Below are 13,639 nucleotides of genomic sequence, written 5' to 3' on the forward strand. Positions count from 1 at the left end.
CCTGCCTTTGCTGATTATTGCCATCTTGACCCATCTATTGATCCTGGCCTTCTTTGGGTATGCGGCCAGTCAACCAGGGGGATCAGGACTTGGTTTAGCATTTGCGGTGATTTGGCTGCCCGCTGTTTTTATTGCAACCGCAGTGGCATCGATCGTCCTGGCGATTGTTCGACGCCGGGAGCTATTCAGGAAGGGAATGACACAGTGGACAATATTGACATTGCTTTTTTGCACGCCCCTTCCTTTGTTGGCAGTAGCCATTCAATTTAAACCCACAACATGGTCCCCCTCAAGCGCTTATCATCCCCGAAATGGAAAAATATATAAGGTGGGGTCCTGGAATTATTCATCGTCCAAACAGCCAAGATACCTGGTACAGTATTTCATAGCCGACTCTCTGGACTATGCTACGCAGGGAGAAGCTGCCTTCAAAAAGGACAGCACCTGGACTTACTTTACAAAACATGGCGATACGCTAAAAGTAGAAAAATACCAATCAGGACAACTGCTCTACTCGAAACAATATGTAAAAGATTGATGGCACGAATGCTGATCTGCATTAGTTCTAAAAAGATCATTCCGTTAACATTGGGGTAATACTGGCGAGCTATTTTTGAAAAAGAGTTCTTTATGTTAATGCAAGATTCCCCATTGTGGAGTAAGCTGGAAGCTTATTCTCCAGACAACCCCAATGACGCACTTACCTTTTCGCAGCGTTTGGCCCGGGAAAATGGTTGGTCTCCGCACCTTACCGAACGGGTCATCAACGAGTACAAAAAGTTCTTATTCCTTTGCACGATCAGTCCCCACCCCGTGACGCCCTCTGATGAAGTAGACCAGGCCTGGCACCTGCACCTTGTGTACACCAAATCCTACTGGAACGATCTCTGCCGCGACATTCTCCAAAAAGACCTTCACCACACACCTACAGAAGGCGGCCCATCCGAGCGACAGAAATTCTTCGACCTCTACGAAGCCACCCTCCAGCTTTACCGGCTCACCTTCAACGAGACACCGCCCGACGACATATGGCCGCCCAGCGAAATAAGATTTAGTCACAACCATTTTGTAAGAACCAATACCAGCACACACTGGCTCATACACAAACCAGCGTGGAAGCGGAATTACCATGGTATCTGGCTGATCCTTGCAGGCATCGTATTAGCCTGGCTGTTCTCCAACTTCGGCGTATTCGTCCTCCTGGGGTTTGTGGGATTCGTGATCCTGACCCCTAACCGCAACCGCCAGGGCGGATCGGGCTGCTCCGGTGGCTGCGGCGGAGGGTGCGCCGGCAGCGACAGCCATAGTGGTTGTTCCGGCGACGGGGGATGCAGTGGCGGCTGCGGCGGTGGTTGTGGTGGTGGCGACTGAGGCATGCCACCCCATACCGGGGCATTTATCCTCAACGTGTTGCACAGTCGCTGCACGGTTCAGGCGGTGTAACGGAGGGCATGCTGTTTGTTCCCATTCCGGTAAAATCGTACCGTATGAGCAAACCAATATTTGACAAACACCGCACCCATTCGGATGAGCTGACCAATAACATAACCGTCCGCCACCCAAATAGAAACGTCAATAAAGGCGCCGACAATGCGCGCGACAATACCAAAAACCGTCAACAACCGCCAGCAGACGGCGAAAACGACGCCCAGATAGCCACGCGGTTATCATCCGCCATAGAACTGCCTCCCCTTCTTAACAAAGAAATACTGACTCAACTACAATCCATCAGCAGCGAAGCCTGCATCTCGATCTATATGCCTACCCACCCATCGGGCATGGCCGTCAATGAAGAGCAGGATGCCATTCGCTTTAAAAGCCTGCTCCAGGATGCCACGAAGCAACTTAAAAAGGCTGGATATAAGGACGACCGCATTACTTCCTGGCTGCAGCCTGCCTATGAACTCTACCAGGATACCGCCTTCTGGAAGCGGCAGAACAAGGGGTTGGCCCTGTTTGCCGGCGATAACTTCTGCAGTTATATTCACCTGCAGCAGGCACCGGTTGAGAAGGCCTATATCAATAAAAGTTTTTCGTTGGCCCCGCTAATCGGGCAACTTCCACGCGCCGAATATTTTTACCTGCTGGTCATGAGTAAAAAGCAGGCGAAGCTGTTCCGGGCCGACGACTATGGTATGTCGTATGTGCCAGTAGCCAACCTGCCCGGCAGCGATGTGGCCGTGCCGTGGTCGGCTGCCGATGGAAGCCCCATTGCTGAGAGTGAATTCTACGGCATCAGCGGTTCTTCCACCGATACCCACCAGTTTTTTAAACAGGTCAACGACGCATTGAAAACCGCCGTGCTCAACAATGAACAGGTGCCATTGCTGCTGGCAGGTGTCGATTCCGTATTGCCGATCTATCGATCCGTAAACGACTACCCACACCTGTGGCAAGCAGCACTTACCGGCAGCCATGAAAAAGAAGAGACGGGCAGCCTGTACGCCAAGGCACGTGCCCTGATGCAGCCCTGGTTCGAAGAGCGTGAAAACAAAGCGTTGCAATTATACCGCAACCATTCGGTGACAGCGCTGGCCTCGGTCAACCTGGCTGAGATCATTCCGGCCGCTCATTATGGCAGGATCTCGCACTTGTTTGTTGCCGGCAAAGAACCGCTATGGGGCAGTTTCGACAAAGAAACGAATGTATTGAATATCGAGGGGACGAGTACGGGCAGCAATGAAGACCTGCTTGACCTGACCATTACCCATACACTCATGACAGGTGGTGAAGTGTTTTACATTGACCGGAGGAAGATGCCGGAGCGCTCCGATATCGCCGCGATATTCCGGTATGAAGAAAGTTAGCAGATGAATCATGTCACAAAAAAGCGGGCCTCCTGTTCAGGGGGCCCACTTGCTATTACAAACAGTAATTTACTTTGCTTTCTTTACTTCCTTTGCCCAGGCGTCCTTCAGGGTCACGGTGCGGTTGAAGATCATGCGCTCTTCGGAGGTATCGCGATCGAGGCAGAAATACCCTTTGCGCAGGAATTGGTAACGCTCTTCAAAGCGAGCTGTCTTTAAAGCAGGTTCTGCATACGCAGTTCCCACCACGCGCAGTGAATCAGGATTGATGTACTCCTTGAAATCACCTTCTTCGCTGGCGGGATCTTCCACTTTGAATAAACGATCATACTCCCTTACCTCTACGCTGATGGCCTGTGCTACACTGACCCAATGCAAGGTGCCTTGCACTTTCAGTCCCGAGGTGTCGGAACCACTCTTGCTTTCGGGAATATAGGTACATTTCAGTTCTACCACATTTCCGGCTTCATCCTTCACCACCTCATCGCATTTGATGATATAAGCACTTTTCAGGCGCACCATGGCACCGGGTGCCAGGCGGAAGAATTTCTTGGGCGGATGCTCCATGAAATCTTCCCGCTCGATGTACAGTTCGCTGGAAAAGGGTACATCGCGGTGACCAGCATTGGTATCTTCAGGATTGTCTTCACTCTTCAGCATCTCTACCTCGCCCGCGACGAAGTTGGTGATGGTTACCTTCAGCGGATCGAATACCACCATCCGTCGTTGAGCGATCTTGTTGAGGTGTTCGCGGATACAGAACTCGAGCAGGGAATATTCGATGATATTGTCCCTTTTGGCTACCCCTACCCGATCACAAAAATCGCGGATCGACTCGGGGGTATAACCACGGCGGCGGAAACCACTGATCGTGGGCATACGGGGATCGTCCCAGCCGGTTACGTGTTTCTCTTCCACCAGTTGCTTCAGCTTGCGCTTGCTCATCACGGTGTAGTTGAGGTTGAGACGCGCAAACTCATATTGTTGAGACGGGAAGATCTCCAGTTGCTCGATCATCCAATTGTACAAGGGGCGGTGTGGAATAAACTCCAGCGTACAGATGGAATGGGTAATATGCTCGATCGAATCGCTTTGACCATGTGCAAAATCGTACATCGGATAGATGCACCAGGTATCACCGGTACGGTGGTGATGGGCATGTTTGATGCGGTACAGGATGGGATCGCGGAAGTGCATATTGGGCGAAGTCATATCGATCCTTGCGCGCAATACTTTTTCTCCATCCTTGTATTTTCCGGCTTTCATCTCCTCAAACAAACGCAGGTTCTCTTCCGTGCTTCTGTCGGCATATTGATTGCGGCTACCGGGCGTGGTAGGTGTTCCTTTTTGCTTGGCGATCTCTTCGGCAGTCGAGTCGTCTACATAAGCCAGTCCCTTTTCGATCAGCTTTACGGCGAAACCGTGCAGCTGGTCAAAATAATCGGAGGCGTATAATTCGTTGGCCCATTGGAATCCGAGCCATTGCACGTCGGCTTTGATGCTGTCTACATACTCTGTGTCTTCTGTTACAGGATTGGTATCGTCGAAGCGCAGGTTGGTGGTACCGCCATATTTGAGGGCCAACCCAAAGTTGAGGCAGATGCTTTTTGCGTGACCAATGTGCAGGTAGCCATTGGGTTCTGGCGGAAAACGGGTAGCAATGGATTTGTATTTGCCCGCTTTCAGGTCCTCCTCGACGATCTCTTCGATGAAATTGAGGCTTTTTTCTTCTGTCTTTTTAATCTCAGTCATGGTGCCGTATTTACAAAGATGCCACGGTCGGTCGACGCCCGTGGCATATGGTGGTGGCGAATGTACGAAATATTAGCGTTTCAGCAGGCGGTTTTGGAGCAGTTGCTGCAGTACGGCGTCCCGTTCGGTGCGGCTAATGGGGATGTGGTGCTGCCCGATACGTATATCATTTCCTTCTATACTTTCGACTTTGCCGGCAGCCACGATGTACGATTTGTGGGTGCGTACGAACCGACCGGCGGGCAGGTACTCTTCCACGCTGCGGAAAGTGAGGTAAGTGATGTATTTTTTGTCGGTCGTATAGACTGCCACGTAGTTCTGGAGGGCTTCTACGAACAGGATCTCATCGTAACGGATCTTGATGAGCTTGCTATCGCTTTTGATGAAGAAATAGTCGTCATCGGCGTTCGCGGGTGTGGCACTGCCTGCGGCGGCCTGTTCGCGCAGGGCTTTGGCGCGTGTCACAGCCTTCCAAAACCGTTCGAACGAGAAAGGCTTCAGCAGGTAATCGACGGCATTGAGCTCGAATCCCTCGACGGCATAGTTGGGATAGGCCGTGGTAAAGATCACCAGGGGCGGATGCGATAACGTCTTCAGGAATTCCAGGCCGGTCATCCGCGGCATCTGGATGTCGAGAAAGAGCAGGTCGATGGTCAGTTGCTGTAGTACATCGATGGCCTTCATGGGATTGTCGAACTCGCCGGCCAGCTGCAGAAAAGCAACATCCTGGATATACTCCTTCAGCCCGGTGCGGGCCATCGGTTCATCGTCAATGATGAGGCACTGTAGTGTCATGACACTTGAAGGTTTAGCGCTACGGTAAAGGTAGCATCATTGTGTTCGATCTGCAAGTCATATTTACCCGGGTACAACAGTTCCAGGCGCCGCCGCACGTTGTTCAACCCGATACCACCCCGCGGCTCGGTACTGCGCTGGTGGGGCTCTTTCGAATTCACGATCGAAAAGTGAAAACGGTCCCTGACTTTGGAAAGGTGCAGGTGTACGAAGTTGCGCCGGTCCGGGTAATGCGACAAGTGTTTGAATGCGTTCTCCACGAATGGGATCAGTAACAAGGGCGTTATCGAAAACCCCTGCACGGCCGGGTCGACCGTTACCTGTACCTCATACTGCTCGTCTTTTCGCAATTGCTGCAAACGAATATAATCCTGCAGGTAGGCCACTTCCTGACTAATATCGATGGTATCGGCATTACAATCGTACAGTTGGTAACGCAGCAGGTCCGAAAACTGCAGCAAGGTTTGCCGCGCCGTGGTGTTTTGCTTATCGATCAGGAAATAGATCGCGTTGAGCGAATTGAACAGGAAGTGTGGGTTGATCTGTGACTTGAGGAAATTGAGCTCGGCTTCTGCTTTCTCTTTCGACACCTCTCCCAGCCTGCGTTGCGCGCGGGCATAATCTACCAGCAATTTAATGGCGGCACCGGTACTCACGAGCAGGATATGCGGTATGACATTGTCGTAGAAGCGCCGCTTGGTTTCGTTGAATACATTGAAGAGGGCTGGCCGGTGCATGATCTGCCCTTCCAGGTACAATTTCAACCAACTGCAGGCGGTGACGACGACCAGGAATACCAGCGCGAACAAAACATATTGCTTACGGTACAGGAGGCGAGGGATGAGCAGGTAGTTGGTGATGTATACCATCAACGCCAGGTCGGCCACTTTGAGGGCGGTAATGATCCATCCCGTATTGCGGGGGTAATCCTGGTAACGAAAGAAATGCCAGCCTGCAAACAGTAATAGCCAGCCCAGCAGATGGTCCAATTTATAGCGCCTGAAAAAAGAAACTTCTTGCATATCGCAAATTAAATATACAAAAACCGGCCGGTGCTTTTTCTTACACCTTCCGGTGTGCCGGCTACATGAACTGCAGATTGGCGGTCGGTCATGTTTACACCATCGCCTTTGCGAACGTGCAAAGCCAGGGCCGCCTTTTGTACACACCGCGCAACCGGCGCCTTCCCGGGCTGCTGTACAGCGGTTCATCAAGGCCCGGCGGCAGGTCGTGTAATCCATTTCGCCAGGCGGGCCAGCTGACTTCTCTTTGAGGACCTTCAACTATTTATACTATGCGCAACTTCTATGTTTTCCTGTTGACCCAACTGCTCGGGCTATCGGCCTGTGCACAACCTGCCCAACGCAAAGCATTCAGCATGCCCTGCGAGGGCTGCGAAGCCATTTATGAATCGCCGGTACCTTTCGAACAACTCAATGCGGTCGACACCCTGCCCGACTTTTCGGAGGCTGGCCCCAAAATGCTGGTGACGGGTGTGATCTATGAATACGATGGTAAGACGCCGGCCCGCAATGTGGTATTGTATATTTATCATACCGATCAACGGGGCTTGTATGCTACGCGTGGGGGCGAAACAGGCTGGGTAAAGCGGCATGGGTATATCCGGGGATGGATCCGCACCGGTGCAGATGGACGTTATGCGTTCTACACGTTGCGACCGGCTGCCTACCCGAATGACAAGATACCTGCCCATATCCATCCTGTTATCCGGGAGGCAGATATGCAACCGTATTATGTCGATGAGTGGCTGTTTGACGATGATCCGTTGCTGACACCAGAAGAACGGGCTAAACAGCCTGGTTATGGCGGCAGTGGCATTGTGCGCACCAGCAACCGCAACGACCTGCTGATCGCTACGCGTGATATCGTATTGGGAGCCGGCATTCCCGGTTATCCCATTAAAAAAGGGCTGTAGAAACAGCCCCTGTATTCATTAATCAATAACCTATGAAAAACACTATCTTTTACCTTTAATATCTACCGTAAAATTACACATCAACGAGGCGCTTCTATAATCTATTCGATGATTGCCATCTTATCTGCGTTGAATGAACCAAAGCCGTAGTTTTTGTAAAAATCATACCTGCATAAGTCAATAGCGCGGCCCTGTAAAGGGTATTAAGTAGATGGTACCAGGAGGGTATAAAAAGAAAAAAGAGCTGTAGACACAGCCCTTAACCATTAATCAATAACCTATGAAAAACACTATCTTATATCCTGATTGCATAGTAAAAATACCGCCTCGGGGGCGGTATGTATAATTTATTCGGTGGTTGCGTGCTATTGTAAGATGAATCGGTAGAAATGGTCGATCTCAGGGCTTGGAGCGGGCGCCAAAAAGCAGGCTGCCGATGCGTACAAGGTTACTGCCACAGGTAATGGCGAGCCGGTAATCATTACTCATGCCCATCGATAGCATAGCAGTAGGTAATGGTGGTGCTATCGGGCGCACCACTGCTGCCGCCAATGCAGCAGCCGTATCAGGTTCATTCGCCACTGGCGTGGCTGAACCATCACCCGCGGGAAAATATTCGTCGTACAATCCCTTCAGGTACATAAACTCTTTTTGAACGATCTGCTGGTCTTCCGAAAAGGAGGCCATACCCATCAGGCCCACCACGCGCACGTTGCCCAACAGGCCCGACGCATGATTGGCGCGCAGGACTTTCATGGCCTCAGCCAGTTCTTCATCGCTGAACCCAAACTTGGTTTCCTCCTGTGCGATGTGCACCTGTAGCAGGCAATCGATGACCCGGTTGTTTTTCCCCGCCTGCTTGTCGATCTCCAGCAACAATTTGAAACTATCGACACCGTGGATGAGGTGAACAAAAGGCGCGATGTATTTTACCTTGTTCGACTGCAGGTGGCCGATAAAATGCCAGCGTATATCGGTGGGGAGCAGCAATTGTTTTTCGACCAGTTCCTGTACATAATTCTCGCCAAAGTCCCGTTGCCCCAGGTCGTACAGGGCTTGTATGTCTTCGACCGGTTTGATCTTGGATACGGCCACCAGTGTTACGGAGGTGCCCAGCTCGGCCGTGATGGCCTTGTATTGCTCAATGTTGATCGCCATGTTGATGGATTGCTTGTCTATAGATGGATTGGATGCAAACGCCAAAACTAGCACTATTTACTAAAAAAATATGCCAATGACATGAACGTCACTGGCATAACTTACAGATAGTATTGGCTAAAACCTATTTGAGGATGGAGCGGCTGATCACGATCCGTTGCACTTCGGAGGTGCCTTCATAGATCTGCGTGATCTTGGCGTCACGCATCAGTCTTTCCACATGATATTCTTTCACGTAACCATATCCGCCGTGTACCTGAACGGCCTCTGTAGATACCCACATGGCGGTTTCGCTGGCAAATACTTTGGCCATCGAAGAGCTGAGGGCGTAATCTTTGTGCTGGTCTTTATCCCAGGCGGCTTTCAGGCACAGTAAACGGGCGGCTTCAATGCGCGTGGCCATATCGGCCAATTTAAACTGAATGGCCTGGTGCTGACTGATCTCTTTGCCAAAGGCCTTGCGTTCTTTCGAGTAGCGCAGCGCCAGTTCATAAGCACCACTCGCAATACCCAATGCCTGGGAGGCGATGCCGATACGGCCACCGGCCAGGGTTTTCATGGCAAACGTAAAACCAAAGCCGTCGTCGCCGATGCGGTTTTCCTTTGGCACCTTCACATCGTTGAACAGGATAGAATGCGTATCGCTGCCGCGGATGCCGAGTTTGTTTTCCTTGGCGCCCACTACCACGCCGGGCCATTTCTTTTCGACGATAAAGGCATTGATACCTTTGCTGCCTTTGGCGACATCGGTTTGTGCGATGACCAGGTATACGGATGCGGAAGAGCCATTGGTGATCCAGTTCTTGGTGCCGTTGAGCAGGTAATGATCCCCCATGTCCTCTGCCGTCGTGCGCTGGGAAGTAGCATCACTGCCCGCTTCGGGTTCGCTCAGCAGGAAGGCGCCGATGTATAATTCGCCGTCTTTACGGCCCTGTGCGAGGGGTGTCAGGTATTGTTGTTTCTGTTCTTCGGTGCCGTAGGCTTCGAGCCCCCAGGAAACGAGGCTGTTGTTGACACTCATGCATACGCTCACGCTGGCGTCGATCTTGCTGATCTCTTCCATGGCCAGTACGTAACTGAGGGTATCGAGGCCGGCGCCACCGTACTGCGGATCGACCATCATGCCCATAAAGCCTAGTTCAGCCAGTTTGAGGACCTGTTCTTTGGGGAATTTCTGGTGTTCGTCTCTTTCGATAACGCCCGGCAAACATTCTGTCCGTGCAAAATCACGGGCAGCGTTGCGGATCATCTCGTGTTCTTCTGATAATTGGAACTGCATATGGCCTATCTCGTTTTTTTTGTCGGTGTATACGAATACCCCCTTCGTTCGGGACTTGTTCGCCTTTTCTTCGGGAACGCTTTGGTATTTCCCAATGGTGGACCGAACAATTCCCGAAGGAATCACGGACAAAACCCGCCAGTGGTGGCAACAAAAATAGGAGAATTTATCACAAATACTAACAATTGTTCGTTCTGTTTTGTGGCTATGGGCAGGTTTCCGGTCGGCTGTGTAGTTATTGAGAGGTAGAGGGAAGGAAACAATGGCCTGGAGCGGGCTTTCCTGAACCTAGCAGCAAGGAATTGGGGTGCCACTTACAAATTCCCTTCTTTCTCCAGCCGACGCACGTATTCGTCGAGGCTGTTGGCGAGGGCGTCTCTGGCGCTCATGCTGCGCAGCGAACCTTCTATGAGCTTCCAGTCGATCCGCTTTAACTTCAGCCCGTTACCACGCAGTAATGGCCGGTTACTTTGAAATACAATAAACCCATTGCGCCCGGATACCCGGAATTGCTCGAATTTCGGCGTAGCCGAGATCCGCTCTACCGGGTAGCGACGCATGTATCCCTCGATCCGCACGGTGATCTCCCCTTTCATGCTACTAAATTAATTAGTATTCAGGAATCCACCAAGGAGCTACCGCAGTTTGCTCCCGCGGGTATCGATGTAGCTAGGGATAGCTTGTTCCAGGTTTCTTCCGCCCCCTTTTGGGAGCGTGAAAAACACAGCTCCCTGGAAAGGGTTGCCGCTTGCTAAGGGACCTGGTATTGTTGAAAGAAAGTCCAGAGCAAGTCATTGGCTTTGATGGAGGTAGCGGGTTCATCGGCACCGCTACGGCCGGGTAGTCCACCGGGCCAGGCATGTCCGCCGTCGGCTGTCAGGTACCATTGTATCGAGCTGTTGCCGGCGCAATTGCTCCAGGCCCAATGCACGAATTGGCTGTTCGTCTCTACCGTCTGCTTTTTGACGGCGCAGCCGTTGCGCGTGGACCATACATTCAGGACCGAATCGACCGGTGGAAAATACGTATTGGACACCCCACTGCCGATACCGCCTTTGTAGGGTACATTCTGATCCTTTGCCGAATGCATGTGCAGGATGGGCACCGCACGGGGAGCATTGCAAGGTGTTTTCACGACCATGGTACAGCCGTTGGGCGCGATGGCAGCGATCTTATTGGAGAGTTCGCAAGCCAGGCGATAACTCAGCATACCCCCATTCGAATGCCCAGTGGCATATACCTTTTTGGGATTGATCTTATACTTACTGGTCAGTTGATCGATGAGCAGACTGATGTATTTCACATCATCGATATTTTGCTCCACGGCGTAATCGCAGCAGGTACCGGCATTCCAGGTGCGGGCACGCAACAGTCCATCGCTTTGTACGCCCTCGGGATATACCACAATAAACTTTTCCGAATCTGCTTTTTCCGACAGTCGAGAGGATTCTTCAAACTGTTCGCCCGATCCCCCACCTCCATGCAGCGCAATGACCAGCGAATAATTATTGCCCGCATCATATCCCGGAGGCAGGTTGAGCCAGTAGGTACGGATTCTGCCATCGACCGTCATACTGCCCGCGAGATGGTATTTCTTGTTGGGATCGGTGTTGTCCCTGTCCTTGCCACAGGCCAACACGGTGAAGATCGATAACAGGGCCAAGGGCCAGCGAACAATGGATTGCATCTCTATTGGTTTCATGGAGGTAATGGAAACAGGTTCTATAAACGCCTGCTTCCCGGTTAAAGTATGGGTAGGACCTGCCCCCTGGTAAAAGGTTTAACCCGGGCGCCAGGAAGGGCGCCTTTTTGTTGCTAATAACTTTAGCGATACGTATCTTTGGAGGGTCTCAACCACCATACCATGGCTACACCCGTCAATCACTTCGAGATCATTTTCCAGGACAGGACCGTGCCCGTGCAGGAATTATCCCTCTCAGGCAGGCCGATGTTTGTGATCCCTTTGCCCGATAAAAAGCCGCTTGTCATTACAACGGCTACCGGGGCCGATGGTCAGGTATTCTGGACCTCAATTCCCGAAGGAAAACTGGAGTTGGCCCAGGCGATCGGTCAGCTTATTGAAGCTCATTTCAAAAAAGCCAGCTAATATGTGCTATTACAACGGCGTAAAGGTTACCAAGATCGAATACATCCGGTTGAAACAACTGGAGAAACTCATTGCCAACTACGATTTCCTCAGCAACCCCTTGCACGTTGGGTTTGAGTATGGTCAGCACCCGGTGCTGAAGAAGAAAGAGGGCGAAGCTGATTTTGAGCTGGTGCAGATGGAATGGGGGTTTATCCCGTCGTATATCAGGGACCGCGATGCTGCCCAGAAGATGCGATTTGGTTACAAGGATGCAGCAGGCGTGTTTCATCCCATGATCACGACCCTCAATGCGGTATCGGAAGAATTGCTGCAGCCCCGTAAGATCTACCGGCAGGCCGCTTTATCGCGTCGCTGCCTGGTCTTGTCGACCGGCTTTTATGAATGGCGTCATGTTTTTCCCGTCAGCAAAAAAACAGGTAAGCCCGTCAAGACGGCCATCAAATATCCCTATCATATTTCAGTGAAGGACAAACCCTATTTCTTTATGGCAGGCATCTGGCAACCCTGGACCGACCAGCAGACCGGTGAATATATAGAGACCTTTGCCATCATTACCACGGCAGCCAATACACTGATGGGCCAGGTACACAATAGCAAGCAGCGCATGCCCACCCTGTTGCCGGAAGACCTCGCGTTTGAATGGCTATTGGAAGACCTGTCGGAAGAACGCATTACTGCCATTGCCCGCTATCAATATCCTGCGGCTGACATGGAAGCCTATAGCATTGCCAAAGATTTCCGCGAAGCGGTCGATCCGTCGGAAGCATTCGCGTATGAAGACTTGCCGGCGCTTGAGGCAATAGGCTGACCCGTTGCAGTCATTTTGTATCCCCCCAGCTACCAATAGTAGCGCGTATACTACCAAACAAGACTTTATTAATACATTATGTATCGTATAAGGTACGGATCGTATCGAAGAAAGTACAGAATGGCGCATCAAAAGCGCCGTTCTTATTTTACTTTCGATAATGCTTAACGATGTACGTTATAAGGCCACGAGCAACCTCATTAAAACCCAAAGCATCGCTGAATTCGAAGAGATCTTTCACACCCTGCCCAAATCTACTTTGGCCAAAGCGTTGCGTAAGAACACCAGCCGCATCGATGATATCATCAACAACCCAACCGACCTGCGTTACAAAGACATCAAGCAGATGAGCCAGTTGCTGGACGTACCCTGCAGTATGATCATCCGCCTGTTTGATAAAGATTTTACCTAGGCACGGGCATCCCTGCCTGTCAGCTTATTGTACCATTCACCTATCCTCCTCCCTCCCATCCGTAGTACTATGAAAAACCGGCTATTGCCATGACAAAAAAAAGAGGGAGCCTCCAGGAAGCTCCCTCTTTGCTTATGTTGACATTGCGTGCTAGCCGTTGATCCAAAGCATCCAGCTGCTATCGAACTTATACCACTTGCCATCAGATCCTTCCCATTTCCATTCAGGCACTTCTGCCCAGGCTTTTCCATCTGTGCTCCATACCAGTTTCTTGTCATGAATCTTCAGCCATTTGCCATCCTTATCGGCCCAGGCACCTTCTTTTACTTCCGCCCATTTTTTACCATCGGTGCTCCACCACAATCCTGCTTTCTTGTCGAGCTTGTACCAATACGTAACGCCATCTTTCATGCCAGGCCAGGTGCCTGTCGTTGACTTTTTCCAGTCGTCCATCGTATGCTTATGATGCGGTGTTGGGTTGGCTACCGTATTAGCTTGTACATTGCTGGTAGTTGCTACGAGTAAGGGCATGCAAATAGCCATCAGGCCTACAATCCGTTTCATTGTGTTTGATTTAGTATG

At 51.2% G+C, this 13,639-nt stretch carries 15 protein-coding genes; 7 read left to right on the forward strand and 8 right to left on the reverse strand.

Annotated elements, in window-relative coordinates:
• The first annotated feature begins 7 nt into the window (after positions 1-7).
• From P2W70_RS17655 to P2W70_RS17665, 3 genes are all read left to right on the forward strand, one after another.
• Entirely contained in the window at positions 8-538 is a 531-nt protein-coding gene (locus P2W70_RS17655) for a hypothetical protein (protein WP_276482825.1), read from the forward strand.
• A 92-nt stretch (positions 539-630) separates the two neighbouring features.
• On the forward strand, positions 631-1,371 hold the full coding sequence (locus P2W70_RS17660; protein WP_276482826.1) for a glycine-rich domain-containing protein: 741 nt from the start codon (positions 631-633) through the stop codon (positions 1,369-1,371).
• 116 nt (positions 1,372-1,487) lie between these two features.
• Positions 1,488-2,807, forward strand: a complete 1,320-nt coding sequence (locus P2W70_RS17665; protein ID WP_276482827.1) for a baeRF3 domain-containing protein — start codon at positions 1,488-1,490, stop codon at positions 2,805-2,807.
• Between the two features lie 69 nt (positions 2,808-2,876).
• Here P2W70_RS17665 and P2W70_RS17670 read toward each other — a convergent pair whose 3' ends face one another.
• The 3 genes from P2W70_RS17670 to P2W70_RS17680 form a co-directional block, all read right to left on the reverse strand.
• A complete protein-coding gene (locus tag P2W70_RS17670; protein WP_276482828.1) occupies positions 2,877-4,559 on the reverse strand; it encodes a glutamine--tRNA ligase/YqeY domain fusion protein in 1,683 nt (560 codons plus the stop codon).
• A gap of 72 nt (positions 4,560-4,631) precedes the next feature.
• The gene (locus tag P2W70_RS17675) at positions 4,632-5,354 is read right to left on the reverse strand and encodes a LytR/AlgR family response regulator transcription factor (RefSeq protein ID WP_276482829.1); all 723 of its coding nucleotides are present in this window, start codon (positions 5,352-5,354) and stop codon (positions 4,632-4,634) included.
• Positions 5,351-6,376 carry a sensor histidine kinase gene (locus P2W70_RS17680; protein WP_276482830.1) on the reverse strand — a complete coding sequence of 342 codons (1,026 nt, stop codon included), beginning with the start codon at positions 6,374-6,376 and terminating at the stop codon, positions 5,351-5,353. The genes P2W70_RS17675 and P2W70_RS17680 overlap by 4 nt, the downstream gene beginning before the upstream one ends.
• A gap of 272 nt (positions 6,377-6,648) precedes the next feature.
• On the opposite strand from P2W70_RS17680, the gene P2W70_RS17685 reads away from it, so the two are divergent.
• Entirely contained in the window at positions 6,649-7,290 is a 642-nt protein-coding gene (locus P2W70_RS17685; protein ID WP_276482831.1) for a dioxygenase family protein, read from the forward strand.
• 399 nt (positions 7,291-7,689) lie between these two features.
• Here the strand turns inward: P2W70_RS17685 and P2W70_RS17690 are convergent, their stop codons facing one another.
• The 4 genes from P2W70_RS17690 to P2W70_RS17705 all read right to left on the reverse strand — a co-directional run bounded on the left by P2W70_RS17690 (position 7,690) and on the right by P2W70_RS17705 (position 11,414).
• The gene (locus tag P2W70_RS17690) at positions 7,690-8,448 is read right to left on the reverse strand and encodes a YggS family pyridoxal phosphate-dependent enzyme (protein WP_276482832.1); all 759 of its coding nucleotides are present in this window, start codon (positions 8,446-8,448) and stop codon (positions 7,690-7,692) included.
• A 124-nt stretch (positions 8,449-8,572) separates the two neighbouring features.
• The gene (locus tag P2W70_RS17695) at positions 8,573-9,727 is read right to left on the reverse strand and encodes an acyl-CoA dehydrogenase (protein WP_276482833.1); all 1,155 of its coding nucleotides are present in this window, start codon (positions 9,725-9,727) and stop codon (positions 8,573-8,575) included.
• A gap of 314 nt (positions 9,728-10,041) precedes the next feature.
• On the reverse strand, positions 10,042-10,323 hold the full coding sequence (locus tag P2W70_RS17700) for a hypothetical protein (RefSeq protein ID WP_276482834.1): 282 nt from the start codon (positions 10,321-10,323) through the stop codon (positions 10,042-10,044).
• A gap of 155 nt (positions 10,324-10,478) precedes the next feature.
• Positions 10,479-11,414 carry an extracellular catalytic domain type 1 short-chain-length polyhydroxyalkanoate depolymerase gene (locus P2W70_RS17705; protein WP_276482835.1) on the reverse strand — a complete coding sequence of 312 codons (936 nt, stop codon included), beginning with the start codon at positions 11,412-11,414 and terminating at the stop codon, positions 10,479-10,481.
• A 177-nt stretch (positions 11,415-11,591) separates the two neighbouring features.
• Here P2W70_RS17705 and P2W70_RS17710 point away from each other — a divergent pair, with 177 nt between their 5' ends.
• From P2W70_RS17710 to P2W70_RS17720, 3 genes are all read left to right on the forward strand, one after another.
• The gene (locus P2W70_RS17710; protein WP_276482836.1) at positions 11,592-11,834 is read left to right on the forward strand and encodes a hypothetical protein; all 243 of its coding nucleotides are present in this window, start codon (positions 11,592-11,594) and stop codon (positions 11,832-11,834) included.
• A gap of 1 nt (position 11,835) precedes the next feature.
• The gene (locus P2W70_RS17715) at positions 11,836-12,645 is read left to right on the forward strand and encodes an SOS response-associated peptidase (protein ID WP_276482837.1); all 810 of its coding nucleotides are present in this window, start codon (positions 11,836-11,838) and stop codon (positions 12,643-12,645) included.
• Positions 12,646-12,805: 160 nt separating this feature from the next.
• The gene (locus P2W70_RS17720; RefSeq protein ID WP_276482838.1) at positions 12,806-13,057 is read left to right on the forward strand and encodes a hypothetical protein; all 252 of its coding nucleotides are present in this window, start codon (positions 12,806-12,808) and stop codon (positions 13,055-13,057) included.
• A gap of 150 nt (positions 13,058-13,207) precedes the next feature.
• Here P2W70_RS17720 and P2W70_RS17725 read toward each other — a convergent pair whose 3' ends face one another.
• Positions 13,208-13,621, reverse strand: coding sequence for a hypothetical protein (locus P2W70_RS17725; RefSeq protein ID WP_276482839.1), 414 nt, complete (start codon positions 13,619-13,621; stop codon positions 13,208-13,210).
• Between the last annotated feature and the right edge of the window lie 18 nt (positions 13,622-13,639).

Source organism: Paraflavitalea pollutisoli (assembly GCF_029360705.1).
GTDB lineage: Bacteria > Bacteroidota > Bacteroidia > Chitinophagales > Chitinophagaceae > Paraflavitalea > Paraflavitalea pollutisoli.

Bases quoted from the DNA above. Each gene is read 5' to 3' on its own strand.
- P2W70_RS17660 (WP_276482826.1), top strand. From the start codon at position 631: ATGTTAATGCAAGATTCCCCATTGTGGAGTAAGCTGGAAGCTTATTCT.
- P2W70_RS17670 (WP_276482828.1), bottom strand. From the start codon at position 4,559: ATGACTGAGATTAAAAAGACAGAAGAAAAAAGCCTCAATTTCATCGAA.
- P2W70_RS17725 (WP_276482839.1), bottom strand. From the start codon at position 13,621: ATGAAACGGATTGTAGGCCTGATGGCTATTTGCATGCCCTTACTCGTA.
- P2W70_RS17695 (WP_276482833.1), bottom strand. From the start codon at position 9,727: ATGCAGTTCCAATTATCAGAAGAACACGAGATGATCCGCAACGCTGCC.
- P2W70_RS17700 (WP_276482834.1), bottom strand. From the start codon at position 10,323: ATGAAAGGGGAGATCACCGTGCGGATCGAGGGATACATGCGTCGCTAC.
- P2W70_RS17690 (WP_276482832.1), bottom strand. From the start codon at position 8,448: ATGGCGATCAACATTGAGCAATACAAGGCCATCACGGCCGAGCTGGGC.
- P2W70_RS17720 (WP_276482838.1), top strand. From the start codon at position 12,806: ATGCTTAACGATGTACGTTATAAGGCCACGAGCAACCTCATTAAAACC.
- P2W70_RS17705 (WP_276482835.1), bottom strand. From the start codon at position 11,414: ATGCAATCCATTGTTCGCTGGCCCTTGGCCCTGTTATCGATCTTCACC.
- P2W70_RS17685 (WP_276482831.1), top strand. From the start codon at position 6,649: ATGCGCAACTTCTATGTTTTCCTGTTGACCCAACTGCTCGGGCTATCG.
- P2W70_RS17710 (WP_276482836.1), top strand. From the start codon at position 11,592: ATGGCTACACCCGTCAATCACTTCGAGATCATTTTCCAGGACAGGACC.
- P2W70_RS17675 (WP_276482829.1), bottom strand. From the start codon at position 5,354: ATGACACTACAGTGCCTCATCATTGACGATGAACCGATGGCCCGCACC.
- P2W70_RS17665 (WP_276482827.1), top strand. From the start codon at position 1,488: ATGAGCAAACCAATATTTGACAAACACCGCACCCATTCGGATGAGCTG.
- P2W70_RS17715 (WP_276482837.1), top strand. From the start codon at position 11,836: ATGTGCTATTACAACGGCGTAAAGGTTACCAAGATCGAATACATCCGG.
- P2W70_RS17680 (WP_276482830.1), bottom strand. From the start codon at position 6,376: ATGCAAGAAGTTTCTTTTTTCAGGCGCTATAAATTGGACCATCTGCTG.